Origin of the sequence: Marinobacterium stanieri (assembly GCF_900155945.1) — a bacterium.
GTDB lineage: Bacteria > Pseudomonadota > Gammaproteobacteria > Pseudomonadales > Balneatricaceae > Marinobacterium > Marinobacterium stanieri.
Genome location: NZ_FTMN01000004.1, coordinates 162,256 through 189,222, shown reverse-complemented (window position 1 = coordinate 189,222; position 26,967 = coordinate 162,256). Strand labels below are relative to the sequence as shown.

Genomic DNA, 26,967 nt, shown 5'->3' with positions numbered 1-26,967 from the left:
CGGAAGACTGATCAGTCTTCTGCGTAGGCCTCAACGGGTACACAGCTGCAGTACAGGTTGCGGTCGCCATAGACATTGTCGATACGGTTTACCATCGGCCACAGCTTGGACTGTTTCATCCAGGCGGTGGGGAAGGCGGCCTGTTCACGGCTGTAGGGGCGATCCCACTCCGCATCGATGATATCAGCCTGGGTGTGCGGTGCGTTCTTCAGCGGGTTATTGTCCGCATCCAGTTCACCTGCCTCGACCAGTGCAATCTCCTCACGAATACGAACCATCGCCTCAATGAAGCGATCCAGTTCGGCCTTGGATTCGGACTCGGTCGGTTCGATCATCAGTGTACCCGGTACCGGGAAGGACATGGTCGGTGCGTGGAAGCCGAAGTCCATCAGACGCTTGGCCACATCTTCCTCGGTGATGCCGGAGGCTTCCTTCAGCGGGCGAATGTCGATGATGCACTCATGCGCCACACGTCCGTTACGACCCGAGTAAAGCACCGGGTAGTGTGCGCCCAGTTTCTTGGCCAGGTAGTTGGCGTTCAGGATGGCCACTTCGGTCGCCTTGCGCAGGCCTTCGCCGCCCATGAGGGCGATATACACCCAGCTGATCGGCAGGATGCTGGCACTGCCCCAGGGCGCTGCGGAAACGGCACCGTTATTCGGATTAGGGCCATCGATGCCCACTACCGGGTGGTTGGCAACGAAGGGCGCCAGGTGTGCCTTGATGCCGATCGGGCCCATACCTGGGCCGCCACCGCCGTGCGGGATGCAGAAGGTCTTGTGCAGGTTCATGTGCGACACGTCGGCACCGATATCGGCCGGACGGGTGATCGCCACCTGAGCATTCAGGTTGGCGCCATCCATGTACACCTGGCCACCATGCTGGTGGACGATGTCACAGATTTCTCGAATGCCTTCTTCATATACTCCATGGGTCGACGGATAGGTGATCATCAGGCAGGACAGATCATCTGCATGCTGCTCGGCCTTGCTGCGCAGATCGTTGATGTCTACGTTGCCCTGATCATCACAGCCAACCAGTACCACTTTCATGCCGGCGAGGGCGGCGGAGGCCGGATTAGTGCCGTGCGCGGAGGTCGGAATCAGGCAGATGTTGCGATGTCCCTGATCCTGCGACTGGTGGTAGTGGCGAATGGCCAGCAGGCCAGCGTATTCGCCCTGAGCGCCGGAGTTGGGCTGCATGCAGATGGCATCAAAGCCGGTAATGGCCTTGAGCATCTCTTCCAGGGAATCGATCATCGTTTTGTAGCCCTGCGCCTGATCGACCGGAGCGAAGGGGTGCAGTGCGCCAAACTCGGGCCAGGTTACCGGGATCATCTCGGCAGTGGCGTTGAGCTTCATGGTGCAGGAGCCCAGCGCGATCATGCTATGGGCCAGCGACAGGTCCTTGTTTTCCAGGCGCTTGAGGTAGCGCAGCATCTCGGTTTCGCTGTGGTATTCGTTGAATACCGGGTGGGTCAGGAAAGCTGAGGTGCGTTTGAGTTCTGTCGGGATGCTTTCGCGCACAGAGTGCGCTCCCACAGGGGAGTCCTCAGATGTTTCGGCAGGCTGCTCAGTATTCTGGGAGCTCGCTCCGCGAGCGATCAGTTCTGCATCCAAAGCCTCGATATCAAGGCCATGACCAGCTCCCAACAGGGCAGTCCACAGGGCTTCGATTTCAGCACGGTCACTGCGCTCATCCAGGGTAATGCCGATCTGGTCATCGCCCAGCTTGCGCAGGTTGAAGCCGGCTTCCAGTGCTGCCTGCAGCAGCTGGTCACGGACGGCACCTGCATTCAGGGTGATCGTGTCAAACCAGGTGTCATGAGCCAGTTCCATGCCTTTCTGCTGCAGGCCAGCGGCGAGCAGGTCAGTGAGGCGGTGGATGCGGCTGGCGATGGTTTTAAGGCCTTCGGGGCCATGATACACGGTGTAGAAAGAGGCCATGTTGGCCAGCAGCACCTGTGCGGTACAGATGTTGGAGGTCGCCTTCTCACGGCGAATGTGCTGTTCGCGCGTCTGCATTGCCATGCGCAGGGCCGGGTTGCCACGGGTATCAACAGACACACCGATGATACGGCCGGGCACGGAGCGCTTGTATGCATCACGGGTGGCAAAGAATGCCGCGTGCGGGCCGCCGTAGCCCATGGGGACGCCAAAGCGCTGGGCGGAGCCGAAGACGACATCGGCGCCCATTTCACCCGGTGATTTCAGCAGCACCAGGCTCATCAGATCGGCAGCAGCGCAAACCAGCGCTTTTTTGCCGTGTGCTTTCTCGATCAGAGGTTCGAAATTGCGGATGTTGCCCTGGGTGCCCGGATATTGAACTACCACGCCAAAGGCTTCGTGCTCGTCGATCAGGCTTTCCACATCACCCACGATTATATCGTAGCCCAGCGGCTCGGCGCGGGTCTGGATCACGTTGATGGTTTGCGGATGCAGCTGGTCGTCTACCAGAAAGGCGTTGGCTTTCTTGGCCTTGCTCATGCGCTTACACAGCGTCATGGCTTCTGCGGCAGCGGTTGCTTCGTCCAGCAGTGAGGCGTTGGCCAGGTCCAGACCGGTCAGGTCCAGAATGGCCTGCTGGAAGTTCAAAATTGCTTCCAGGCGGCCCTGGGAAACTTCCGGCTGATAAGGCGTGTAAGCGGTATACCAACCCGGGTTTTCCAGCACATTACGCAGGATAACATTGGGCACCAGCGTATCGGCATAGCCCATGCCGATCAGGGAGCGCTTGATCTGGTTCTGCTGGGCAATCGTTTTGAGTTCGGTCAGAGCCTGATGCTCGGTTTTCGGACCGGGCAGGGGAATTGGCTGTTCCACCATGATGCTGCCGGGCACGGTTTCGTTGATCAGCGTATCCAGGCTATCAACGCCCAGTGTTTCCAGCATGGCAGCGGTTTCTTCAGCAGATGGGCCGATATGGCGGCTGATGAAGGCATCCTGCTGTTCCAGGGTATGCAGCGGCGACAGGCTCTGTTCACTCATCTTGATTGGAATCCCAAGTTGTTCATCAAATGGGCGCTATTTTAGCAGGGATAGGGTTCGGGTTGGAGCGGAACCTGTGGTTGCGTCAGCAGTGAGTACCGGGACTGGCCGCGAGGGGCCGCTGCTACTGTTCTGAGCCGAGATCGCTGGCACTCTGCCAGCAGTTCTTGCCCGCCGATTTGGCCTTGTACATGGCATCATCTGCCTGTGTCAGCAGGGCATCTGCACTCATGCCATCCTCGGGATAAATGGCGACGCCGATGGATGCGGAGACCTGTAGCTGCATCTGGCCACGTTGTACGGGGGTGCTCATGGCGGTGAGGATTTTCTGGGCCACCGATTCAATGGCCTGCACGGACTGGACGGTTTCCAGCATCACCACAAACTCATCGCCACCGATACGGGCGCAGGTGTCGGTGCCTCGGAGCTGGTCGGTCATGCGGCCTGACAGAATCGAGAGCAGGTCGTCACCGGCATCATGGCCATGCTGGTCGTTAATTTCCTTGAATCCGTCCAGGTCAATGAACATGAGCGCGAACTTGTTGCCCTCGCGGCATGCCCGGCGCAGGTTGCGTCCCAGTAACTCGTTCAGCAGGCTGCGGTTAGGCAAACCGGTCAGCGGGTCGTGCATGGCGAGGAAGCGGATGCGCTCGATACGCTTGTGACGCTCCAGAGTAATGGCGGCCAGGTTGGACATACGCTGCAGCAGCAGTTTGTCGGTTTCGTTGGGCTGCGCCGGCTGCTGTGGGTAGCAGGCCAGTACTCCCAGAGGTTCTTCATAGGCCGCGATAATCGGCTGTGCCCAGCAGGCACTGATGTTGGTGCGTTTAATTTCTTCGATCAGGGGCTGCCAGGCTTCGTCTTCCATCAGGTTGGGGCTGACCACCAGAGCGCGGTGCTGGATTGACTGGATACAGGTGGTGCCACCAGGGCCCATGGAAAGGCCTCTTTGACGGTGTAAAAACTGCGCGGGCAGGCTAGGCGCAGAGCGCACTGACAGCGACTTGCCATCCTCGTTCAGCAGCAGGATGGCACTGTTGGAGTTAGGAATGAGGCGTTCGATGGTGTAGCAGATCTCGGCCAGCACATCTTCCATGTTATCGCCTGTGGCGATGGACTCCAGTACCTTCCGTTCCAGACGTAGCACTCGCTCGCTAGCACGCAGGTGCTGCTCACGCTTAACGGCGTTGGTGATGTCCTGGACCTGAACCAGGGTCAGCTCGCTTTGGGTCAGCGGTCTCAGCAGGATGGACTGATGCAAGGCACCCAGCTCACCTTTGGCCGTGCGCTGCTTGAGCGGCAACAAGCGTTTGTGCAGCTGGTAGGAGAGCAGCCGGCCCATACGGTTAAGGCAGGCATCTTCAATAGCGCTTTGCAGTGCCGGCGTCAGCATGCCAGGGAATAGCTGGGCCAGGGTCCGGCCGAGAAGATCTTTCTCTGGCAGGCCAATGTGCTGGGCGATCCAGCGGTTACAGAAAACAATGCGACACTGACGGTCCAGCAAGAGCACGCCACCATCCAGACTATGCAGCAGTTCGGTGCAGTCGATATTGTCCAGAATATCATCCAGACTGGTGGCGATGGCGTCAGAGGAGTTCAGCAAGGTATTCCCTCAATGCAAGCAGGAAGCTGTCGGCAGATTGCAGGTCGATCACAAATGCAAGATAGCCACGCAAGGCGCTGTGCCTGAGGCTGAAATCGATCTGGACCAGCATCACCAGGGTGTTGTTGGGGTCGTTTGCCGAAAGGTTCAGGTTACAGGGCAGCTCGCTGACACTGCTGTTGAAAGCGCGCGGGATATCCGTTTTAACCTGCTGTTTAAGCTGGTTGGCCAGGGTAGCCAGGCAGTGGTTCAGCAGGATATTACCCAGCTCGGCCAGGGTTTCCTGTTCCAGCTCGGTGATTTCGTCAGCGCTCAGTTCTTCGCCGATCATGGCGTTAACCAGCTCAAGGCTGCGAGCTTCCGGGAACAGCAGGGCTGCCCGGCCACTGATAAAGCCTTCAAAATCCTGCAGCACCCCTGCCAGAAACGGAGGCAAATCCTTGCGGAAGGCTTCCTGGGCTTCGGGAACCGAGATGAACTCCAGCCTGGGAACCGACAGTAGGACTTCGTCGTTGACCAGCTGGGACAGGGCATGGGCGGCGCGGCCCACCCCCAGGTTCATCAACTCGACAATCAGATCATGTTCATCCGGGCTGAAGAGATCCATTCAGGTATCCTGTCGAATAAAGGCCCCAAGTTGTTCGACTGAGGCAGGTTTGGGTAGAAACTCCATACCCAGGTCGCGGGCACGCTGTGCCAGGGCGTCCTGAATGTTGGCAGTTACCAGGGCCATACGAATATGAGGATAGCGCTCGGTGATCACGGCCGCCAGCTCCAGACCATCACGTCCCGGCATATTGAAGTCGATCAGCGCAATATCGGCGTGCTCGGTACTCAGGACCGTCTCGGCCTCATCCGCGGAGCCTGCTTCCAGCAGGTTCAATGACATTTCCAGGGACTGGAGCATGTGTTTCATGGTGAGGCGAGCGATACGGCTGTCGTCCACCAATAGAATATTAAGCGGCGTACTATCGGTCATGATCACTTTTTTTGTAAGGGTTTATGGGGGCTCAATATAGCAAAGACCCGTAAGCTACGTAAGCGGCGGCCGCTAAAATGTGTAGCTCAGGGCCAACGAACCAAAGTTGTGGCTGCCGGGTTGCTTCTCAAACTGTCGCGTTCGGTAGACGCGTGAGTAGGAAAGCTTCCAACGCTCGTAGGTTGCGGCAACACCGAAGGCAGCGTCCGCGACCCAGGGCTTGCGCTCTACGCTGTGACTGTCGCGCCAGGTGTTGCCATCCAGAAAAATATCATGGGCCATGTAGCGCGCATCTACGGACGCGAACGCATGAATGCCCCATTGCTGGATTTTCAGGCGTGGGTCCCCCTGGCGCGGCACACTGTTATCCCCGCCGGGGCGAAGGGCCGAGGTGCCGAAGTCATGAGGCAGATGATAGCCCAGACGGTACTCGAAGCCACCATTGAGGTAGGTGGCGACATTACCCAGGCTGCCACCGGCGTGCAGGATCACTTCCTGCTCCCAGTCCGGGGTGATGGCATGGCGAATCCAGCGGTATTTATGTTCGTAGATCAGCTGAATCCCCGGCTCATTTTCCAGTTGGTTATCCCAGCCTTTGAATTTCTCGAAGTCGCGCAGGTCGTGGATAAAGTCCTGTGCTTCCTGCGCCAGTGAGGCGGGGCCAACCACGCCAAGATTGGCTTCAAAGGAATTCATTCGGTCACGTGTTTGCGTGTGAAAGCCAAACCCCGCGTAAAGCCAGCCGGCATAGGGGCGATCATCCGGATCCAGCGTGGTGCGGTCTCGGTCCTTGGGCGTGTAGATCTGTTGGCCCAGGGTGAAGATCATGCGCCGGCTTACATCCTCGCCCAGCTTGACCGGTTCCGGGTCCAGTGGGCTCAACCAGCGATTGGCGCCACGCATCCAGTCCGGCAGGTTGGGGTCATCAATGAAGTTGTCGATAGCCGGCGAAACCCAGGACAGACGCACACCGTTGGTGTACTGCTGGTCGGTCTCACGGAACAGATCATTTTCAAAGTAGAGGTTGGTGGTCCAGTGGTCCTCTGCCTGGGCTTGAGCCAGCCCAGGGATGAGCATCAGCGCACTGATGCCCAGCAATTTCCGTGTCGGCATTTATTTACGCTGCCATTGTCCGTTTTGATCCTGAATATATTCCCCGGCCGGGGCGCGTTCCTGCAGACGCTGACCGGTGCGCAGTTCCATGATATCAATGGCAACACCGGCCTTGCTGGCCTTGTCCTGATAGAGCGCCTGGCGCTTGCGGTTGATCTCGTCGACCATGCGTTTCAATTCGGCATTGGGTGAGCCGGTGACAATACCGAGGTAACCGGTTGCACGTTCACCTACCAGGCCCTGTTGTTTGGCATCATCCAGGGAAAGGGCGTGCGCCGGCAGGCTGAAGACCAGAGCCAAAAATGCGCTGGCCAGAATGCGCGGTGTGCGAAGTTTCATGATAGCCACCTCAGAAAAGTTCACTGTTTTCGTCGAGCATGTCATCGATTTCACGGTCAACCTTGACCAGAATCTCATGCTTGATTTTGACGTTCAGGTTGATGGTGATCGGCTCTGCCGGTGCCGCAACCTGTACGGTGGGGGTACAACCGGCAAGTACCAGGAGCAGCGCCGGTAGTGTCAGTGGCAACAGGGAACGTGGCATGGGGTACCTTCCAGTGTCAGTGTTGGTTGCAAATGCTTATTAAGTCCATTGGACACAAGAATACCTGAATAATTCACGAACGGTTACCGCTGAAAGCGCCTGTCGATAGTGTCAGTCACCTGGTTACTCAATTGCAGTGTGCGCCAGAGGTCCAGCAGGTTCTCTTCAATATTCAGGTTCAGGTCGATCGGGCGTCCCTGTTGCCAGTCAGGGTTATAGCCCTTGAGGCGTGCACGGAAAAAGGCGTCGCCGTCGGGCTGATAATCGAAGCCAAGGTCCAGCAACTCAAATCTCAGATCGGTCAGTGCATTCAAGGCCATTTTGACGCCCGGGTTCTGCTGGCCCATCAGGGCAATTTCCGGTGTGGGCTGATAGCGGATCACGCCGCCTTCGGCTGAACTCAGCAGCTGACCGTTGTTGATTTCAACACGATCACCATCAATCCGAATGGGCAACTCGCCACCCAGCATGCCGCTGCCATACAGCCCCTCCTGAGGATACAGCGCGAGAATATCCTGCAGATCCAGTGCCGCTACCGCCACGCGCGTATCGATAGTCGGGTGCAGAGGGTTAAATGTCAGGGCCGGCAAGGCAATGATGCCATCCAGTACCGACAGGCTGAACGGTGACAGTGACAGCTGGATCTCTTCCGGCAGCTGTCCATTCAACTTGAAATCGACGCGCGGGCCGTAAATGCGGATGCCGGAATCGGTCTGTTGCACATCCAGTGAGCCCTGCCCGGTGAGGTTAAAGCTTTGATTGAGCTCCAGATCAGTTGTGAGGCTGACTCCCTGTACCTGGGTGGTTTCATCCCAGCTGAGGCTCAGGTCAGACAGGCGCGGGCTGGCTTTAAGGTGCCAGTCCTGATAGTTGATGGCCAGCCAGCCGTTCATCTCGGTACTGCCACTCTGAATCTGTAATGGCTTGAGGCTGGCAGGCAGTAAGGGGGCGTAGAGCGACATTGCCTGCTGCAGGGAAAATGCGGGCAGGTTGAAATTGATGCGGCCGTGCGGTTTGGATAGGTCCACATTGGCCTTCAGATTCAAGGGAGCTGGCAGTTGAGCCGATGCAATTACACCGTCGAAGCTCGAGCTCAGGTTGCTCAAGTTCAGATCCAGCGAGCCGTTCAGTTGTAGCTCTGGGCTCAGGGGCTGGGCCAGCGGCTGCTGTATCTGTAAACGGGTGTCATTGAACCTGCTTTTCAGCTGCAGCTGGCTCAGTGTTCCTTGAGTGTCCAGTAGCAGCGTTGCAGCTGTGAAACTTTCGTGTTCAGCATGGTGCAGCTGGCCCTTGAGGCGGTAATCCAGCTCGACGGCTTGAAGCAGAGAATCGGGTTGCAGTGGCAGCTGGGCCGGCAGTCGTACACGGGTATCTATACCCAGTTCGCCGCTGAGCGGCTGGATGTCGGCAGGCAGGGTTAGGCCTGTCAGCGGTGCCCAGGCTTTGGCGGCATTCAGGTTGAGAGACTGATGAGCCTCGACCAGCCATTGTTTGGCGCCTGGCTTCAGCCGGTATTGCCCCTGAGTGATGACCGCCTGATTGTGACTCAACCCCAGGCTCAGGTTGAACTCAGGGTCCAGGGTCGCGTCCAGGTAGCCAAGCGGCTGTTGTTGGTACTGAAGGGCAAGGCGGGTTTGCAACAGCTCTGGTTCCAAGTCGATGTTGCCGCGTGCGGACCAGTGCTGTTGCTCATCGAGGCGCACGTCCAGCTGCAGCTGGGCGACTACCAGGCGGTTAGAGGGGGCGAAACGGAACAGTTGGTCCAACTGCAAGGTGCTGAGATCAAAATGGCTGTCTGTTGTTTCGGTTGTCTGGCTGGTGGCGGTTCCTTCAAGCGCAAGGTGGACCTTGTCCACCCGAAGCTCTTTCAGCTGTCCGCGTAAAAGCGCCACAGGGTCAAAGCTGAGCTGGATATTCTGAGCTTCCAGGCTCAGGGTCTGTCCATCCTGCTGACGTGAGACGGCAATATGATCGATGTCGAACGCCTGCCAGGACGGGTGGCCGAAGGTCAGTGCCGGAGCGGAAAATCCCTGTTCCAGCAGCCATTCACGCAACAGGTACTGACCGGTCCAGGGCAGGCTGAGCCAGGCCAGCAGAGGCAGCAGGGTGGTGATCAGGAGGAGTCCAAATAACCATTTGCGCATCCTGCGGCCTCCGGTGCGGGTCAGGGGAGTTTGCGAACCACGTTGAGCCCGTCACGGACGGTGAAGAACACATTTTCTACGTCCGGGTCCTGAGCGATACGGCGGTTGGTTTCCACCAGAATATCGTCAATCTCGGACTCGGGCTGAAGGATTTTGCCGGACCAGAGCACATTATCGAGGATGATCAGGCCGCCGGGGCGGGTCATCTCTTTCACGCGCTCGTAGTAGTTCAGATAGTTGCGCTTGTCGGCATCGATGAAGGTGAAGTCCAGCTCCAGGTCCAGCGACTCGATGGTATCCAGGGCGCGGCCGAAGATGACCTCGATTTTGTGGCCGTGCTCACTGCGATCGAAAAAGCCCTTGGCAAAGTCGATGGCGCGGGGGTTGGTCTCACAGCAGATCAGGCGACCGTCGTCCGGCATGCCTTCGGCGATGGACAGGGCCGAGTAACCCGTGAACATGCCGATCTCCAGCGCCACCTTGGGCTGGGTCAGAGCGGCCAGCATTTTCAACGAACGCCCGACCAGGCGGCCGGACAGTTTCTGCGGCCAGCCCATGTTGAGGTTGGTCTGGTCAATCAGCTCCTGCAGCAGCTCGGGCTCGGCGCTGGTATGGATAAAGGCGTAGTCTTCAATCGCTTCGTCAACGAGAAAATCGGGCATGGTGTTGTCTCGGTACAGCCAAAAGGCACATTTTAACACTTAACCGGCATTATGCTGACGCAGTTGTGACCAATCGAGGTTGCGGATACGTGTTTCGGCCATATAAAAGATGCGACTGCCCGGTTCCAGGAGGCTGTCCAGTCCCGGATTGAGCTGTATCTTCTCCTCTCCCGGTGGCTGGATACCCAGCAACGTTGCCTGATAGACGGACTTTAGTGGGCCGTAGAGGTCGGCGACAGCAACGGTTTCCTGATTGTCGGGGTAGGTGACCGAGTACTGGGTCATGCCCTCGGTGGCGTTCAGCAGCTGTTGATGCAGGTGGGTTGAGCCCGGGTCCATGGTAGCCTTGGCCATCATTTCGACAGACACGGAGGGGGTGCACTCGATGGACGGGCAGTGCTCTCTCAGCAGTTCGCCAATGCTTTCATCACGGAAGTAGGCGATGATCTGGGCCTCGGGGTTACGCTTCCAGGCATAGAGGGCGCAGGTGAGCGTCTGGTCATCCTGGGGGGTATCGATCACGATGCTGGATGCTTTGGCAATACAGGCGCGGTCCATATCACCATCATCGCTGTAGCCTCTGGTATGTACAAAGCGGATCTCGCCCGGCATAGGGTTTTCCATCTCGTCGCTGACACAGAGGCAGAGTTCTCTGCCACGGTGTTGAGCTGCCTCCAAAAGCAGCAGCTTAAGCAGTTGCGGCGTGCGTTTACCGTCCCAGCCGATCACCAGAATGTGTTGGTCCAGTTGCAGTTGTTTAAGCCCCATGATGCCTTTCCTCCATTGTTGGGCGCTGAAAGCCGCCACGCGGCCGATGGTGATGGCAAACAGGCTGAGGCCCACCGGAATAATAAACAGGGTGGTCAACCAGCGGCCGCTTTGGGTGGCGGGCGAAAGGTCGCCATAACCGACGGTGGATGCGGTTACCACCAGCCAATAGAAAAAGTCCTGCCCGGTCAGTGCCTGTTCGCCGGCCAGGAACAGTAGCAGCCAGCTGAGCAGCATATAAGCAAGGACAAACACCAGCAGGCCCTGCCAGCTCAGTTCCTTGAAGTGGCGGTAGAGCTTGATGCGAATGCGGGTAAAAAGATTCATCTTGCCTCCTGTAAGACTGGCCCAGATTAGCAAGGTTTATCAAAAAGTTGCAGAACCCCTTCCACGGGATACCCCAAAGCGGAGCGATCTTTTACAATCGGCGGCAACCTGAGGAGATGATGATGTACGAAGCCCTGTATTTGTTTCTGGCCACGGGTGTGGTCTCAATGGCCGCCGCGCTGAGCGCCGGTGCCCTGAATAAACTGCCCGAAGAGAAGCGTCCCGCGTTTATGCAGAGCCGTAATGGCCAGGTTGCGGTGATCATGGCCGGTAATCTGGGCGCACTGACTCTGGTGGGGGCCATGGCCTATGGTTTTCGTCAGTTGGACTGGTGGATTCCATTGAGCTGTCTGTTGCTGACATTCCCGTTGGTTCACCAGGTACTGCTGCAGCGCCTGCTGGGGGATGTTAAAACGCTGGTACTGACCATGCCGTTGGTGATTGCGGCTATCTTTGCTCTGTATTTCTACTGGTGAGCACAAAACGCGCGAGCTGAAGGCTGCTCGCGCGTTAACATCCTGTTACATTCTGCGACATTTTTAAGCGAATCCTGTATCGCTAGTTGTTGTTTGGAGACGTAATCGGCATTACTCTTTGCGGTTGTTATGTCACTTTGGTCGTTAGACCATGGTCATGCCAACTGAATAATAAGAGACAGCCCGATGAGTCTTTATCGCACAATCGAGAAAACCTTCTTTCATACCCTGACCCGAAAGATTCTCGGTAACGTTGTGTTTCTGATTCTGCCCAGCCTGATTATGGTTGGTGTCAGCGTCTGGATTTACCGTTCGTTGCTGGAATTCCACGAGCTGCTGCCGGAGGTGACCGAAGCCGGCACACGGTTGATGGAGCTGGCAGACGTGACGGTCACCCTGGCCGCCATCATGCTGGTGCTGACGCTGGGGGGCGCTGTCTTTGCCTTGCTGTTCATGCGTCATCTGTTTCTTCATCCTATCGCCAGCATGACCGAAGTGCTGGGCGCCGTGCGTAATCGTGATGGTGATATATCGGCCACGCTGCCAGCCCATACCCATGATGAAATCTCGCAGATGGCGCACAGCTATAATGATTTCTCATCCACCCTCAAACAGATGATCGCCGATACCCGTGAGCGCAGCGTCAAGGTTTCGCTCAGTGCTGCTCAGCTACAGCAGGTGGTCATGGCGGCGGAAAAATCAGCCGCGACCCAGGTTGATAAGGCGCAGGCAGTTTTTCAGGCCAGCCAGGAATCCACCGAAGCGATCGATGGCATTGCCGCCAACACTCTGAGTATTTCCGAGCGCAACAGCCACAACCTCACTGAAGTAAGAGACGCCAGTACCGAGCTGAGCCGCGTCAGTGAGCAGGTCAATCGCATCGAGTCCCAGGTGCAGTCCTTCCAGCAGGTGGTGGAGCAACTGGCCACCAACTCCGCCAGTATTATCGACATCCTGTCACTGGTGCAGGGTTTTTCCGAACAAACCAACCTGCTGGCGCTGAATGCCTCCATTGAAGCGGCGCGGGCCGGTGAAGCCGGGCGAGGTTTCGCCGTGGTTGCCGATGAGGTGCGCACGCTGTCGCAGAAGGTCAATGCGGCGACGGTGGAGATTGATGCCAAGGTTAACGAGATGGTTTCGCTGGTGGACAACACCCGCAGTGGCGCTGAAGTGATCATGCAGGGCGTGTCGGAAACCGATACCTTCATGGCGCAGACGAGCGAGCGCTTTGGCCAGATGGTGCAGGACTTTGAGGCGTTGAATGGTCAGCTGGGCGAAATCAGTGCCGCCATTGAAGAGCTGTCGTATACCAACAAACACAGCCACGAACAGGTATCCGAAATCACCCAGCTGGCGGACGAGATTCGCAGCGAGATGGAAGTCTCTGGCGGACACTCCCGCGACCTCGACTCGGCGACCGAAGAGATGCAGGCTCTGCTGTCTCGCTTCACCATCGGCTATGGCGGTTTTGAAACCATGCTCAAGGGCGCGGAAAAATGGGCGCACCGTGTCGAGAAGGAAATGGAAGCCATGGCCGCTGAAGGTGTGGATCTGTTTGATACCCGCTATGTGCGTACCAACGCAGGCCAGGAACCGGCCAAGTTTGATACCAAATATGTTGATACCTTCACCCGCCGTGTGCAGCCGCTGTATGACCAGTGCGTCAGTGAGATTCCAGCCTTTATGATTGCATCCGGTTTTGACTTGAACAGTTATTGCCCGGCGCATATCACCAAGGTGTCCCAGCCGCTGACCGGTGACTTTGCCACCGATAATGCGCTGAGCCGTCACCGTCGTATGTACGATGGCACCCGTGCAGAGCTTCGCCGTGCCAACCATGATGCACCCTTCCTGCTGCAGACGTTTATCCGCGATACGGGTGAAATTCTCAACTCCCTCTCCATCCCCATGTATGTGAACGGACGTCGTTGGGGCAGCTTTGCCGTCGCCTTTACGCCCGATCACCTGCTGGATGTGAATAAAAACTAGCCGTTTTCACGCAGGACTCACGGGACGCAAACCAGAATGGGGATTTGTGTCCCGGAGTCCCTCCATGTCAGCAACCGCCCATCTATCCCAGGGCGGCGTTCGCGCCGTTTTACCTGTGTTCGCAGTAGCCTGTCTGCTGCAGTTACTGATCAGCCTGCTCGATCTTGATTTGGCCTGGTCCCGTTGGCTTTTCACGTTGCAAGGCGGCCAGTGGGCGCTGAAAGATTACTGGTTGCTGTCGGACCTGCTGCATGACGGAGGCCGCCAGCTGAGTGTGCTTATGGCACTGGGGGTTATAGGTCTGTTTCTGCTCAGTTGGCGCTCCCGTCGTTTGCGTCGACAGCGCCGGGTGCTGGCTTATCTCGCCTGTGCGCCTTTGCTGGCCAGTATGTCCGTGTCAGTGGGCAAACAACTGACAGGCATTGACTGTCCCTGGAGCCTGCTGCCACTGGGCGGAGATCAGCCCTACCTGCCGCTCATTCAGCAGCTGCTTGCTCCCGGGGCCGGGCGCTGTTTCCCCGCCGGACACGCCAGCGCCGGTTATGCCTGGTTTGCTCTCTACTTTGCGGCACCAATGCTCTGGCCCAGAGCACGTACAGGGGTGTTGGTCGCGGTGCTGCTGCTGGGGCTGGTGTTTCGTGTGACTCAGCAACTGCGCGGGGCGCACTTCCTCTCCCACGACCTCTGGAGCCTGGTGCTGTGCTGGGCGGTCTGTGCGTTGTTGGCACCCTTGATGTTGAATCGTACTGCTGTGCTCAAACCCGCCCCCGCGTTATGATCATGGCGGTGTTGAGGGGAGGCATAGACCATGACAGCAATAACCGTTCTGCTGGCAGAAGATGATCCGGGGATACAGGAAAGCATCGCCGATTTTCTGCAATGGCGCGGTATTGAAGTGGATTGCGCGCGCGACGGTGTGCAGGCACTGAGCCTGTGTCAGCAGAATCGTTACGATGTACTGATTCTTGATATTCGGATGCCGCGCCTGAACGGGCTCGACCTCTGTGAACGCTTGCGTGCCGAGGGCATCACCACTCCGACCCTGATGTTAACGGCACTGGATACGCTGGATGACAAAGTGCGCGGTTTTCAGGCCGGCACGGATGACTACCTGGTTAAGCCCTTTGCCATGGATGAGCTGGTGTGCCGGGTTCAGGCATTAAGTCAAAGGGTGTCGCGTCAGCGGGTGCGCGTGTTGCGCTATGGCCCCCTGGAGCTGGATGTGGAGCTGCAGCAGGTATGGCGTGATGGTCAGCGCCTGCAGTTGATGCCACAGGCCTTTCAGCTGCTGCGTTATCTTTTGGCTCGTGCTCCCAGGGTGGTGAGCCGCAGTGAATTGGAGCAGGCTATTTGGCAGGGCGAACCGCCTGACAGCGATGCGTTGCGCTCGCTGCTGTATCAATTGCGTGGCCGGCTTGATAAGCCCTTTGCCTATCCGCTGCTGCATACACTGCGTGGTCGCGGGGTGTGTCTGGCTCTGCCGGAGGAGGTGCAGTGAGATTCTCCACTCGTATTATCCTGATCGTTGGCTTGTCCACTCTGGTGTTAACCAGCCTGTATTGGCTGGTTGGCTGGCACCATATTGAACAGCTGGAAGGGCAGCAAGCCGAGCACCTGCAGGCATTTATTGGTGAGCGTGCCGACCTGGTGATGGCCGGTGAGTTGCCGCCGGAGGCCCTCCAGTTTCTGCCGCAGCTCCGACTGTATACCCCGGATATGACCTGGCCTTCTTCCTGGCCGGAGATCTCAGAGCCGGGTGTGTATGCGCTTGGTGCCGACACTCTTTTATTGGCGCGTGAGGTGCCGGGTACCCGGGCGCTGTATGCCCTTTACCTGCCGGAACTACAGCAGCTGTTTGAACAGGAAGAGTCGGAGGCGCTCGAAGCCGTGGTTGCCGTCGGTGGTGTGTTGTTGTTCACCCTGGGGGCGATGGCGCTTACGCTGTGGCTACTTTGGAAGCAAACCATACCCGTGCGCAGGCTGACTCAGGCGATTGCCGATGTCAGCCCTGCGGCGCCCAGGCTTGAGCCGCTGGAGCGAACCGATGAGCTGGGTGAATTAAGTCGCCAGTTTTCACGCTTGCTGTCTCGAACCCAGTCCTTCATTGAGCGCGAACAGAACTTCACTCGCTTTGCCAGCCATGAACTGAGAACCCCGTTAATGACACTGGGTAGCTCCCTGGCGCTGCTGGAGGAGGTGAGTGATCAACCCATGCAGAAAAAAGCGCTGGCGCGCATGCGGTTTGCGCTGACCCGCATGGAGAAACTCACGGACTCCTTCCTTTGGCTGTCTCGAGAACACAAGGATGCAGATGTCAGCGTCAATGCTGCGCTGATGCAGTCGCTGTTGGAGCAGCTGCAAGCATTAACACCGGCCATGTCGGCGGTGCAGCTGGAACTGTCCGACGGAGACTGGAGTTGGCACATCCACCCGTTTGTTCTCTCCGTTATTTTGGATAACCTGCTGCGCAATGCGTTGGAGTACGGTGATGAAGGCGTGCGAATCGAGGCTACTGCCACTGTTCTTCGGGTGCTAAACCCCTGTGCCGAGTTTCAAGAGCAAACAGTGCCTGAGGCCGCGTTAGCCAGCCCGGAACACTATGGCTACGGGCTGCAGATCGTTGAGCAATTATGTGACAAGGCCAATGCCCGCTTTCACACGACCAGAGAAAACGGGTGGTTCCTGGCGGAGGTTATCTTTACGGCTGCACCTTAGCTGCCCTGTGCAGATTCCGAAGCGCTTGCCGGGTTGTGTGCCAGTCTTTCCGAGGTTGCTGCACTGCTGCGGCAGGTGTCGAACAGGTCGAGTCTGGGGTCATATACTTGGGTGCTTACCTTTACCAGCCCCAGCAGTGAGTGCGTCAGATAGTCATGGCTCAGGGCTCTGTCTTTTTGTGTGGCCAGGCACTCGGTATTCAGGCCGTGCGACTGCTGGTAGGTAGTGGACAACCAGGTAATCATCGGTACTTTTTTCTGTTCCTCCGGTGCCAGCAGCCAGGGCATGCCGTGCAGGTACAGGTTGTTTTCCCCCAGTGATTCACCGTGATCGGATATATACAGCATGGCGGTGTTGTACTCTGCATCCTGCTGCTGCAGAAACGCGATCACGCGGTCCAGAAAATAGTCCGTGTAGCGGATGGTGTTGTCGTAGGCATTGGTGATGGCCTGTTGTGAACAGTCCTGTAACTGGTTGCTGGTACAGGTGGGAGCAAAATGCTGAAACTCGCCAGGCACCCGTTTGTAATAGGCAGGACCATGACTGCCTTTCTGGTGCAGGACAATAACGGTTGATTGCGGGCTTTGCTTCAACCAGTTCTGCAGTCCGTTGAGCATTTGCGGGTCATAGCACTCGCTGCCGTCACAATCAGCGTCTGCGTTAAACTGGCGCGGTGTCTGGTTGGGGACACGATCACAGACCCCCTTGCAGCCGGAGTTATTGTCGCGCCAGAGCACACGAATACCGGCCTGCTGCAGTATGTCCAGAACATTACTTTGATAGCGGGCTTTACCCTCCTTGTAACCGGATTGGGTCATCAGCGAAAACATGCAGGGCACCGAAACCGCTGTGCTGGTGCCACAGGCACTGACATTGCTGAAGCTTACCACCGGTCGTTTTGACAGCGTGGGGTTGGTGTCTGCAGCGTAGCCGTTGAGGGCAAAATTCTGGCTGCGGGCGGTTTCGCCCAGCACCACCACCAGCAGGTCTGGCTTGCCGTTTGGAGCAGGCTGCTTGATTGCATCGGTACCCAGTGATGTGAAGGTTTTCTGTTCAGGCTCATAGGCGCCTGCGAGGTAGCGGCTGGTGTAGTAGAGATAGTTCGACGGAACTGCCAGGTTGCGAATCTCGCGATGGTTACGAAATAGCGAGGCATATTCTTTATTCAGGGCAGACAGGTTCAGCCCTATCAACATGCCGGCCACCAGCAGGTTCAAACACTGTGCGACCAGTTGGGACTTTACACTGACGCGCTGCAGCGGAATCAGCAATACCAGAGCCGCTGGTATTACACCCTTGAAAAACAGGTGCAGCAGCAGGTCGGTATTGATCAGGTCGGACGCTTCCGCAACATCGGTTTCGAACAGGTTCTGCACCATGGTCTTGTCGATCAGAATCCCGTAGCTTTCCATGAAGTAATTAATTGCGGCGGCGCTGAGCAGCAGGGCAACAGCGACCGGCTTGATGAGCCATGGCCAGGCCAGCAGCCCTATAAACAGCTGGATAACGGCCGCCATAAAGCTCAGAAAGGCTGCGCTGAATAACCAGCGATTAAGTTCATTGCTGTAGGGCTGGTCCAGAATAAGGCGCCACAGAGGGCCGTTGTATACCAGGCACAGCAAGAGGGTAAGCAGCAGGCTGAAGACAACCGGGTGCAAAGCTTTGCCTGGCTGAAGTCGCGAGAGTATGGAAAAGGTGGAGCGCATGTTCGAGGTCCTGAATGCTGATGGTTATCAGATTCTTTCCTGTGCTGCGTGAGAGTGGCGTGAAAGTGAAATGCCTTGTGGTTGTGAACAGGCTGGTAAAATCAAGATTAAATTTTGATTTGTTTCTGTATCGTCAAAATAAAAAAATGATTAATCACCGTTATTCAGCATTGATTCTTGTGCTTAAAAAATAACCCATGAAAATAAAACAGGTTGCGGGGGCGGCAATATTTTTCACCTCGGCAATATTTATCTCACTGAAATCCTTGAGAAAATGCTAAATAACGGCAAAAGGTTGCCGATATAGAAGCCAATTAGGTTGTTGCTTTTTTGAACACTATGCGGCGATACTTAACCCATAGCAGGGCTGTAGACATACTCTAAAAAAGTTGGCTCGGTTTTTGCGTTAAATATCAGCAAGTGACTCCGCTGGATACCCGGTACAGAAACAGGCATATGATGACAACAGACAACATGGTTGTAGCCCTCGATATAGGCACCTCCAAAGTAGTGTGCCTGGTAGGCGAGGTTACCCCTGAGGGTACGATCGAAATTGTTGGCGTAGGTGCTCAGCCTTCATCGGGTTTGAAGCGCGGCGTTGTCGTGAATATCGAAGCCACCGTCAATTCTATCCAGCGCGCCATAGAAGAAGCTGAACTCATGGCCGGCTGCAAGATACGCGGTGTCACCGTCGGCATTGCCGGCAGTCATATCAGTAGCCACAACTCGCACGGCATCGTCGCGGTACGCGACCGTGAAGTGACCGACCAGGATCTGGAAAGGGTTATTGATGCGGCCCGTGCGGTGGCGATCCCGGCCGATCAACAGATTCTGCATATCCTGCCTCAGGAATACCTCATCGATAACCAGGAAGGCATTAAAGAGCCCCTGGGCATGTCCGGTGTGCGTCTGGAAGCCAAGGTTCACCTTGTCACCGGTGCCACCAATGCGATCCAGAACGTGGAAAAATGCGTGCGTCGCTGTGGCCTGGAAGTAGATGCCGTTGTGCTTGAACAACTGGCCTCCAGCTATGCGGTACTGACTGACGATGAGAAGGCCCTGGGTGTATGCATGGTCGATATCGGTGCCGGTACTGCCGATATTGCGGTCTTTACCGGCGGTTCCATTCGCCATACGGCGGTCATTCCGATTGCCGGTGACCAGGTCACCAGCGATATTGCCATGGCGTTGCGTACGCCGACCAAGCAGGCCGAGAAAGTAAAGGTTAAATATGCCTGCGCCCTGGCGCAGTTGGCGGCAGCTGATGAGATGATCAAGGTGGCCAGCGTCGGTGACCGTCCGCCGCGGGACTTGTCTCGCCAGGCGCTGGCCGAAGTGGTTGAGCCGCGTTACGACGAACTCTTTACCCTGATTCAGGCTGAACTGCGCCGCAGCGGTTATGAAGACCTGGCCGCCGCCGGCATTGTCATGACGGGCGGTACCGCCAAGATGGAAGGGGCCGTCGAGCTGGCAGAAGAGATATTTCACATGCCGGTGCGTCTGGCCAAGCCTCAGGGCATTCGCGGCATGGAAGAACAGTTGGGCAATCCGGTCTACGCCACGGGGATCGGCTTGCTGCATTACGCCAAACTGGATTTGGGGCCGGTCAAGCCCCTGACCGAACTGGAAGATTTCATCGATACCGGCCATGAGCAAGCCGGTAATACGGGTGGCCTGTTTGTCAGATTGAAAGACTGGCTGCAGGGGAATTTCTGATTAATAAGGACTTCGACGCAAGAACGAAGCCGACTGGAGGGTATAACAATGTTTGAACTGGTGGATAGCGTCCCGGAAAACGCTGTAATCAAGGTAGTCGGTGTCGGCGGTGGCGGCGGTAATGCCGTGAACCACATGGTGACAACCGACCTGGAAGGCGTCGAGTTTATCTGTGCCAACACGGATGCTCAGGCGCTGAATAACATGTCGGCCAAAACCGCGCTGCACATTGGCGGTGAGCTGACCAAGGGCCTGGGTGCGGGTGCGAATCCTGAGATTGGTCGTCAGGCCGCGATGGAAGACCGCGAACGTATCGCCAGTGCGCTGTCTGGCGCCGATATGGTGTTTATCACTGCCGGCATGGGCGGTGGTACCGGTACCGGTGCTGCGCCTATCGTTGCCGAGGTGGCACGTGAGCTGGGCATCCTGACCGTTGCCGTCGTGACCAAGCCCTTCCCGTTTGAAGGTCGTCGTCGCAAGAAGGTTGCGGAAGCCGGTATCCGTGAGCTGCAGGAACATGTGGACTCACTGATCATCATCCCGAACGAAAAACTGCTGCCGGTGCTGGGTAAGAACTGCACCCTGGTAAGTGCTTTCGGTACCGCCAACGATGTCCTCAAGGGTGCGGTACAGGGTATTGCCGACCTGATCATCCGTCCGGGCATGATCAACGTGGACTTTGCCGATGTGCGCACCGTTATGTCTGAAATGGGCATGGCGATGATGGGGACAGGCGTGGCCAAGGGTGAAAACCGTGCCCGTGAAGCGGCAGAAGCGGCGATCAACAGCCCGCTGCTGGAAGATATCGACCTGAAAGGGGCGAGCGGCGTTCTGGTTAACATCACCGCCGGTCTCGACCTGAGCCTGGGCGAGTTCTCCGAAGTGGGTGATCTGGTTGAAGATTACGCCCATGAAGATGCCACGGTTGTGGTCGGTACCGTTATCGATCCTGAACTGAGCGATGAGCTGAAAGTAACTGTTGTTGCTACCGGTCTGGAACGTGCCCACGCCATGGAAAACCGTGTGGTCAACGGCAGCACAACTGCCAGTGCGGTGTCTTCTTCCAGTGCTCAGAAGCAGGCTCCGACTTCGGGTACGTCTGACTACAGTCAGCTGGAACTGCCGACGGTTCTGCGTAACCGCCAGAGTGATGAAGCGGCAGTCACTCCGCGCAACATGGCTGAAAAAGCGGCTGAAACAGCGGCAGAAAGTCAGCCGATGAAAAAGACCGGCACTGACGATATGGATTTCCTGGATATCCCGGCTTTCCTGCGCCGTCAGGCGGACTGAGTTGCTCAGCCCTTAAGGGGCACCCCTCCAGATTGACCCGCCCGGCCGTATGGCCCGGCGGGTTTTCTGTTTACATCTCGTGTCGCCATTTCAGGCGATAGAGATCCTTGCGTCGGTCCTTGAGGTTGGTGACCGAACCCTCATTGCGAATAACGCGAATCTGGTCCAGGTCCAGGTCCGAGAACATGATCATCTCGGTGTTGGGCGTTGTTTCCGACATGACGGCGTCATGGGGGAAGGCAAAGTCCGACGGTGAAAAGACCGCTGACTGGGCGTATTGCACATCCAGGCTCTCGACCGATGGCAGGTTGCCGACACTGCCGCAGATAACGGTGTAGCACTCATTCTCGATGGCTCGTGCCTGGGCGCAGTGGCGCACCCTCAGGTAGCCGTTCTTGGTGTCGGTCCAGAAGGGGATAAAGAGAATATCCATATCCTGATCGGACAGCAGGCGCGCCAGTTCCGGGAACTCCACGTCATAGCAGATGAGTATACCCACGCGACCGGCATCGGTCTCAAACACCCTCAGCTCATTGCCGCCGCGTATGACCCAGTCGTTGCGCTCATGCGGTGTAATGTGCAGTTTGCGCTGCTCTTCAACGGTACCGTCGCGGCGGCAGAGATAGCTGACGTTGTAGAGATGGTCGCCTTCCAGCAGGGGCATGGAGCCGGTGATTACGTTGATGTTGTAACTAACCGCCAGGTGCGACATCTCGTTACGAAAACGTTCGGTAAAGCCGGCCAGGAAGCGGATCGCCTTGGTTTGGCTGGTCTGGTCGGTCAGCCCCATCAGCGGTGCGTTGAAAAACTCGGGGAAGAGGGCGAAGTCGCTCTGATATTCGGACAGGGTGTCGACGAAGTACTCGACCTGCTGCAGCAATTCTTCAACCGACTCGACCGCACGCATCTGCCATTGAATGGCACCGATTCGCACGCGGGAAGGGCGGCTGCTAATCACCGTATCTTCGGGTTCAAACAGAATGTTGTTCCATTCCAGCAGCGTGGCGTAGCCCTGTGATTTGGTGTCCTCGGGCAGGTAGCTGCCCAGCAGACGCTTCACCTGGAAGTTGTTGGACAGCTGGAAGCTGAGAATCGGGTCGTACAGCTCGCGCTGGCGTACCTTGCCGATGTACTCGCTGGCCGTCATCTCCTTGGCGTGCTTGTAGTAGTTGGGGATACGTCCCCCGGCCAGGATGGCTTTGAGATTGTACTGGCGGCACAGTTCCTTGCGTGCATCATAGAGACGGCGGCCCAGACGAAAGCCGCGGTAGTCAGGATGGATCAGCACATCCAGGCCGTATAGCGCATCACCCTCGGGGTCATTGAGGATGGTCATGCGCTTGCCGATCAGGTCGTCATAGGAATGGGGGTTACTGAAACGGTCATAACGGACCTGAACCGTCAGGGCGATGCCGATCAGTTCGTCGCCGTCGAAAACACAGATCTGGCCTTCGGGGAAGTCGTTACTGAGTTTGCTGATTGTGTGTTCGGGCCAGGCCCCGCCGATGTCGTCATAGACCCGGTCCATAAGGGCCTGCAACCTGGGGTAGTCATTGTCTTCCAGGTTGCGGGTTATCAGGTGCATCTCTTCGATACGCATGCTCACTCCTCTCGTGAAGGTCACCCAGAGCCCTCAGTGTGCGGCAGGCCGCGAGAGCGCGCAAGCATGGCGAAAGCTGATGTTGGGCTCAGTTGCTAAGCTGGGCACCCAGCAGGAATTCACGATTGCCATCACCGCCCTTGATCGGGCTTTCGTCCCAGTAAAGCGGTTGCAGTCCCTGTTCCAGGCAGCAGTGTTCAATGCGGTCTCGTACCGAGCGATACAGGGCTTCATCCTTCACCAATCCGCCTTTGCCGATATGCTGTGGACCGACTTCAAACTGGGGCTTAACAAGCGTCAGCAGCCAGCCGCCGGGCCGGAGCAGTTTGGCCAGGCCCGGTAGAATCAGGGTCTGGGAGATAAAGGAGACATCCATGACGGCCAGGTCGAACCCCTGGTGCTCAGGTGTGTATTCGCGCAAGTCTTCGCCAAGGGCGCGGGCGTTGTAACCTTCCAGGCAGGTTATGCGTTCATCCTCACGCAAGCGAGGGTGCAACTGGTCGTGGCCAACTTCGATGCCGATCACCTTTGCGGTGCCAGCCTGCAGCAGGCAGTCGGTAAAGCCACCGGTGGATTGGCCCACATCAATGGCGGTAAGGCCGGCCGGGTCTAGCTGGAGCGCTTCCATAATGTGCAGCAGTTTGAGGGCGCCACGTGACACGTAGCGGTCCTCGATATCGGCTTCGACCTGCAACGGTGTATCAGGTTCGAGTTTGAGCCCGGGCTTGGTCACGACCTGCCAGCGACCGAGTTCGGCACTGACGCGGCCTTGCTTGATCAGGCGCTGAGCCCGGCTGCGGCTATCGGTAAGCCCGCGCTCCACCAGAAGTATATCCAGACGTTGCATAATCCACCTCAATTTGAGAGGTGAAGAGTATACCTCAGAGGAGCCGGGTCAAGGGGGCTTAGCGTTGCAGCAGGGGGGAATAGCCATTGGGGATGCCCTTGACCGCTACGGCAGTCGCGTCATGGGCGTGCAGGCTTTCGTGATGCTCAATGCGGACCCAGAAATCCTGCCATTGAGACTCCTGGTCCAGCGCATGTGCCGTGCGTCGCGCGGCATCTTCACAAAACATCTGATTGCGACCGTTAAGCTCGGCAAAAGCCTGCTCGTCTTCACGTTTCACCGCCGTCTGGACGGCTGTTTGGACAGCGCCTTCAATCTGGTCGATCAGTGTTTCCAGGGGCAGGCTTTGGCTGTTGTCAGCCAGCAGGACGCGTACCTGTGCCGTGCTGCGTTGGCTGTGCGGCGTGGCCAGGCTGCCATTCTCCTGCAGCCACTGACCTACGGCTTCGGGATCAACAGTGGTTTGTCCTGCAAATGTTGACTGAAAGGCTTGTTCCAGCAGCTGGCGGGAAAGAGCGGATGAGCAGGGGCAGGTGGAGGAATACTTCACTGCCGCGCTCAGTTCAAGTCGAGTGCCCTCAGGTGAGAGCTGGGCGTGAATTCGGACAGGGTAGGCGTGCCAGCCGCTGTTGGCGCTGAGCAGTGCCGAACGTTTCAGGGGCAGGTCAAATGCCAGTTCCAGAGACGCATTCTGACTGATGCCTGCGTGGTGGCCCAGGCAGGCATCCAGCAGCTTGTTGAGGCTTTCCACGCAGAGCAGTCGTTCCTTGAACGCATGCTGTAGCTCCAGATACAGGCGCGACATATGAATGCCGCGCTGGTCTTCTTTGGCGATATCCACATGCAGGCTGGCTTTACATAAAACCTGTTGCGGCAGTGCGCCGGGCAGTAGCAGGGTGCAGGGCAGATCGATGCCACTCATGCCGACCCAGCTCAGGGGGCGAAGCCGCTCCGGTGTGCTGTCGTTGGCGATGTCAGGCATGTGTTGAGAAGTAAGGGGCATGGAGATGTCCTTGTGTTACTTTATAACATAATTATAAGCATCTTGGACTTCTGCTGTCATGCATGATTGATCCTTTGGCAAAATTTGTTGCGAAGGATTACCATTAGTAGTTGATCCAACTGATCGTAGAGTGTTTTCCGTGACCGACCAGGATATATGTACAAGCAGTACGGCAGCGAAGTTGCTGGGGGTAACCCCGAGGACCGTTCAACTCTGGGCCGATTCGGGCATTATTCCGAGCTGGAAAACCCCGGGTGGGCACCGTCGCTATAACCTAAGGGATGTACAGCTGTTGGCTGAAGAGGTGCAAAAGGAACTGGCGCTGCCGACCAAGGCAGAGGCCCAGCGACCCTTGCGTATCCAGGTCATAGAAGATGAGCAATCACTGCAGCGTTTGTACGCCCGTGCCATTGGCAGCTGGCAGTTACCGATTGAGCTGCGCCAGTCACTGGATGGTTACCGGGGGCTATTGGAGCTGGGGCGTTTTGAGCCTGATTTGCTGGTGCTGGATTTGAACCTGCCTAATATCGATGGCTTTGAGGTTATAGAGGCGATTCAGAGCCAGGGGATGCTGGACCAGCTGCAGCTGCTGGTTGTGACGGCACTGGATGTTCAGCCTGTTCAGGCCCGCATTGATGCGATCGTGCCCGGCGTTGAGGTGCTGCCCAAGCCGATTCCATTTGATCGTATTCAGCAAGCCGCCGAACAATTGTTAGAAAAAAATTAGAAAAGGCTTGATCTCGAAAGGGGACTTGCCTATATTCGGAAAAAGCAGAAGCGAATTCGGAAACTCTGATTTCCAGCTTGTGCAAATATGGCCTGAAAGGTTGTATCAGTAAGGTGGGGGCCATCTGATGCAGCTGACTAGGGCCTCCCTACTTCCCTCCCGTGTTTCCTGTTTCCTGTTTCCTGTTTCCTGTTTCCTGTTTCCTGTTTCCTGTTTCCTGTCCTTAAACCATTGTTGACCTTGTATTCGTGCATTCTTGGGCCTGATGTCCGAGCCTATGCTGTCGTGTACTTTTGCCTGAGCCGTTTTAGTTAAGCCTTGATTGCGGCATTGCGATAATTATAAAAATCTATAAAAGACCATCTTTGTAAAAAAATACTCCGATTAAATATAAAAAATAATGAAAAAAAATCGGTAAATTTGATCAAGAATGGTGGCATCTCTTGTTGAATATAATAATAGCGAGGTGTCCCATGCGGGTGGTTGTTCTTGGTAGTGGTGTGATCGGGGTTACGTCGGCCTGGTATCTGGCGCAGGCGGGCCATAGTGTCGTCGTTGTCGACCGTCAGCCGGAGCCGGCGCTGGAAACCAGTTTTGCCAATGCCGGACAGATTTCCCCTGGCTATTCTGCCCCCTGGGCGGCGCCAGGGGTGCCCTTGAAGGCCATGAAGTGGCTGGTACAGGACCTCGCGCCGCTCCGTATAGCGCCACGTCTGGATCCGGTGATGCTGGGCTGGCTGAGCAAAATGTTGGCTAACTGCACCCAATCTGCCTACGCCCGCAACAAGGCAAGAATGCTTCGTGTTGCCGAGTACAGTCGGGATTGCCTGGTTGAGCTGCGCAATGAAATCGGTATCGAGTACGACAACCGGGCTCAGGGGCTGATACAGCTGTTCCGCAGCGAGAAGCAACAGGCCGGTTCCGTGAATGACATCCGTATTCTGGAGTCCTGCGGTGTTGCCTATGAGCCACTGGAGCGGGACCAGCTGTTCCAGTATGAGCCGGCACTGAAGCATGTGGCCGATAAGCTGGTTGGCGGCTTGCGTTTGCCGGGTGATGAAACCGGTGACTGTTTCAAGTTCACGCAAACATTGGCCCAGCGCTGCCGGGAGCTGGGCGTCGAGTTTCGTTTTAATACCGAAATTGAATCCCTGCAGGCAGAGGCAGGCGAGATTGTTGGCGTTAAAACGGCGCAGGGCGATATCAAGGGCGATGCCTATTTGGTGGCGCTTGGCAGCTACAGCCCGTCACTGCTGGCGCCTCTGGGGATCAAACTGCCAATCTATCCGGTGAAGGGGTTCTCGCTGACAATCCCGATTACGGACCCTGAGCGTGCGCCCGAATCTACCGTTATGGATGAAACCTACAAGGTTGCCGTCAGCCGCCTTGGCGATCGAATTCGTGTCGGTGGTACTGCAGAGCTGACCGGGTTTGACCTGTCCACACCGGAAAGCCGTCGTGCCAATGTGGAGTTTGTAGTGAACGACCTGTTTGGCGGCAGCGGTGACCCTTCTGGTGCAGAGCTCTGGACCGGACTGCGCCCCATGACACCGGATGGCACCCCCATTTTGGGTGAAACCCAGTACCGCGGGCTGTTCCTGAATACCGGGCATGGCACACTGGGCTGGACCATGTCATTGGGCTCGGCACGCTACGTCAGTGACTTGATTAATAATCGCAAGCCTGCGATCAGTACCGAAGGTTTGTCGGTTACGCGCTATAATCGTGCCCAACCCAGTGGGCAGGTGGCTCGGGCCTGATGCCGGGTCAG

23 protein-coding genes are annotated in these 26,967 nt (G+C 56.9%); 9 read left to right on the top strand and 14 right to left on the bottom strand.

The genetic code is table 11. The features are described 5' to 3' along the window. Nucleotides 1-11 precede the first annotated feature (11 nt). From gcvP to BW956_RS10775, 10 genes are all read right to left on the bottom strand, one after another. Nucleotides 12-2,987: an aminomethyl-transferring glycine dehydrogenase gene (gene gcvP, locus BW956_RS10820; protein ID WP_076462761.1), complete on the bottom strand. Its 2,976-nt coding sequence runs from the start codon at nt 2,985-2,987 to the stop codon at nt 12-14. Between the two features lie 124 nt (nt 2,988-3,111). Further along, the gene (locus BW956_RS10815) at nt 3,112-4,590 is read right to left on the bottom strand and encodes a sensor domain-containing protein (RefSeq protein WP_076462760.1); all 1,479 of its coding nucleotides are present in this window, start codon (nt 4,588-4,590) and stop codon (nt 3,112-3,114) included. Further along, nucleotides 4,574-5,197 carry a chemotaxis protein CheX gene (locus BW956_RS10810; RefSeq protein WP_010323340.1) on the bottom strand — a complete coding sequence of 208 codons (624 nt, stop codon included), beginning with the start codon at nt 5,195-5,197 and terminating at the stop codon, nt 4,574-4,576. The genes BW956_RS10815 and BW956_RS10810 overlap by 17 nt, the downstream gene beginning before the upstream one ends. Beyond that, nucleotides 5,198-5,569 carry a response regulator gene (locus BW956_RS10805; RefSeq protein ID WP_010323341.1) on the bottom strand — a complete coding sequence of 124 codons (372 nt, stop codon included), beginning with the start codon at nt 5,567-5,569 and terminating at the stop codon, nt 5,198-5,200. 72 nt (nt 5,570-5,641) lie between these two features. Beyond that, nucleotides 5,642-6,682: a lipid A deacylase LpxR family protein gene (locus tag BW956_RS10800; protein ID WP_076462759.1), complete on the bottom strand. Its 1,041-nt coding sequence runs from the start codon at nt 6,680-6,682 to the stop codon at nt 5,642-5,644. After that, the gene (locus BW956_RS10795; protein ID WP_010323343.1) at nt 6,683-7,021 is read right to left on the bottom strand and encodes a YdbL family probable chaperone protein; all 339 of its coding nucleotides are present in this window, start codon (nt 7,019-7,021) and stop codon (nt 6,683-6,685) included. Between the two features lie 10 nt (nt 7,022-7,031). After that, nucleotides 7,032-7,226: a YnbE family lipoprotein gene (locus BW956_RS10790; RefSeq protein WP_010323344.1), complete on the bottom strand. Its 195-nt coding sequence runs from the start codon at nt 7,224-7,226 to the stop codon at nt 7,032-7,034. Between the two features lie 83 nt (nt 7,227-7,309). Beyond that, nucleotides 7,310-9,370 (bottom strand): intermembrane phospholipid transport YdbH family protein, encoded by a 2,061-nt coding sequence (locus BW956_RS10785; RefSeq protein ID WP_076462758.1) that lies wholly within the window; start codon nt 9,368-9,370, stop codon nt 7,310-7,312. 20 nt (nt 9,371-9,390) lie between these two features. Continuing rightward, the gene (locus BW956_RS10780) at nt 9,391-10,032 is read right to left on the bottom strand and encodes an O-methyltransferase (RefSeq protein ID WP_010323346.1); all 642 of its coding nucleotides are present in this window, start codon (nt 10,030-10,032) and stop codon (nt 9,391-9,393) included. A gap of 39 nt (nt 10,033-10,071) precedes the next feature. Further along, on the bottom strand, nt 10,072-11,127 hold the full coding sequence (locus BW956_RS10775; protein ID WP_076462757.1) for an ion channel: 1,056 nt from the start codon (nt 11,125-11,127) through the stop codon (nt 10,072-10,074). Between the two features lie 122 nt (nt 11,128-11,249). On the opposite strand from BW956_RS10775, the gene BW956_RS10770 reads away from it, so the two are divergent. The 5 genes from BW956_RS10770 (at nt 11,250) to BW956_RS10750 (ending at nt 16,307) form a co-directional block, all read left to right on the top strand. Beyond that, a complete protein-coding gene (locus BW956_RS10770; RefSeq protein ID WP_010323348.1) occupies nt 11,250-11,603 on the top strand; it encodes a hypothetical protein in 354 nt (117 codons plus the stop codon). Between the two features lie 186 nt (nt 11,604-11,789). Next, nucleotides 11,790-13,592: a methyl-accepting chemotaxis protein gene (locus tag BW956_RS10765; RefSeq protein WP_076462756.1), complete on the top strand. Its 1,803-nt coding sequence runs from the start codon at nt 11,790-11,792 to the stop codon at nt 13,590-13,592. Nucleotides 13,593-13,656: 64 nt separating this feature from the next. Then, nucleotides 13,657-14,370 carry a phosphatase PAP2 family protein gene (locus BW956_RS10760; RefSeq protein ID WP_076462755.1) on the top strand — a complete coding sequence of 238 codons (714 nt, stop codon included), beginning with the start codon at nt 13,657-13,659 and terminating at the stop codon, nt 14,368-14,370. A gap of 30 nt (nt 14,371-14,400) precedes the next feature. Then, entirely contained in the window at nt 14,401-15,090 is a 690-nt protein-coding gene (locus tag BW956_RS10755; RefSeq protein ID WP_083703037.1) for a response regulator transcription factor, read from the top strand. Then, complete coding sequence (locus BW956_RS10750; RefSeq protein ID WP_076462754.1) at nt 15,087-16,307, top strand: histidine kinase dimerization/phospho-acceptor domain-containing protein; 1,221 nt, start codon at nt 15,087-15,089, stop codon at nt 16,305-16,307. Before BW956_RS10755 ends, BW956_RS10750 begins: the two co-directional genes overlap by 4 nt. Here BW956_RS10750 and BW956_RS10745 read toward each other — a convergent pair. Next, entirely contained in the window at nt 16,304-18,013 is a 1,710-nt protein-coding gene (locus BW956_RS10745; RefSeq protein WP_076462753.1) for a phosphoethanolamine transferase, read from the bottom strand. The genes BW956_RS10750 and BW956_RS10745 overlap by 4 nt on opposite strands. A 456-nt stretch (nt 18,014-18,469) precedes the next feature. Between BW956_RS10745 and ftsA the strand changes: the two genes are divergently transcribed. Continuing rightward, complete coding sequence (ftsA, locus tag BW956_RS10740; RefSeq protein ID WP_010323354.1) at nt 18,470-19,729, top strand: cell division protein FtsA; 1,260 nt, start codon at nt 18,470-18,472, stop codon at nt 19,727-19,729. 48 nt (nt 19,730-19,777) lie between these two features. Continuing rightward, the gene (gene ftsZ / locus BW956_RS10735) at nt 19,778-21,019 is read left to right on the top strand and encodes a cell division protein FtsZ (RefSeq protein ID WP_076462752.1); all 1,242 of its coding nucleotides are present in this window, start codon (nt 19,778-19,780) and stop codon (nt 21,017-21,019) included. Between the two features lie 70 nt (nt 21,020-21,089). Here ftsZ and BW956_RS10730 read toward each other — a convergent pair whose 3' ends face one another. The 3 genes from BW956_RS10730 to folE2 all read right to left on the bottom strand — a co-directional run bounded on the left by BW956_RS10730 (nt 21,090) and on the right by folE2 (nt 24,469). Continuing rightward, nucleotides 21,090-22,619, bottom strand: a complete 1,530-nt coding sequence (locus BW956_RS10730; RefSeq protein WP_010323356.1) for a bifunctional GNAT family N-acetyltransferase/carbon-nitrogen hydrolase family protein — start codon at nt 22,617-22,619, stop codon at nt 21,090-21,092. An 88-nt stretch (nt 22,620-22,707) separates the two neighbouring features. Further along, a complete protein-coding gene (locus tag BW956_RS10725) occupies nt 22,708-23,466 on the bottom strand; it encodes a TlyA family RNA methyltransferase (protein WP_076462751.1) in 759 nt (252 codons plus the stop codon). Between the two features lie 58 nt (nt 23,467-23,524). Next, nucleotides 23,525-24,469, bottom strand: coding sequence for a GTP cyclohydrolase FolE2 (gene folE2, locus BW956_RS10720; protein ID WP_076462750.1), 945 nt, complete (start codon nt 24,467-24,469; stop codon nt 23,525-23,527). Between the two features lie 139 nt (nt 24,470-24,608). Here folE2 and BW956_RS10715 point away from each other — a divergent pair, with 139 nt between their 5' ends. Both BW956_RS10715 and BW956_RS10710 read left to right on the top strand, forming a co-directional pair. Continuing rightward, on the top strand, nt 24,609-25,196 hold the full coding sequence (locus tag BW956_RS10715; protein WP_010323359.1) for a response regulator: 588 nt from the start codon (nt 24,609-24,611) through the stop codon (nt 25,194-25,196). A 473-nt stretch (nt 25,197-25,669) separates the two neighbouring features. Continuing rightward, nucleotides 25,670-26,956, top strand: a complete 1,287-nt coding sequence (locus BW956_RS10710; RefSeq protein ID WP_076462749.1) for a D-amino acid dehydrogenase — start codon at nt 25,670-25,672, stop codon at nt 26,954-26,956. The last annotated feature ends 11 nt before the right edge of the window (nt 26,957-26,967 follow it).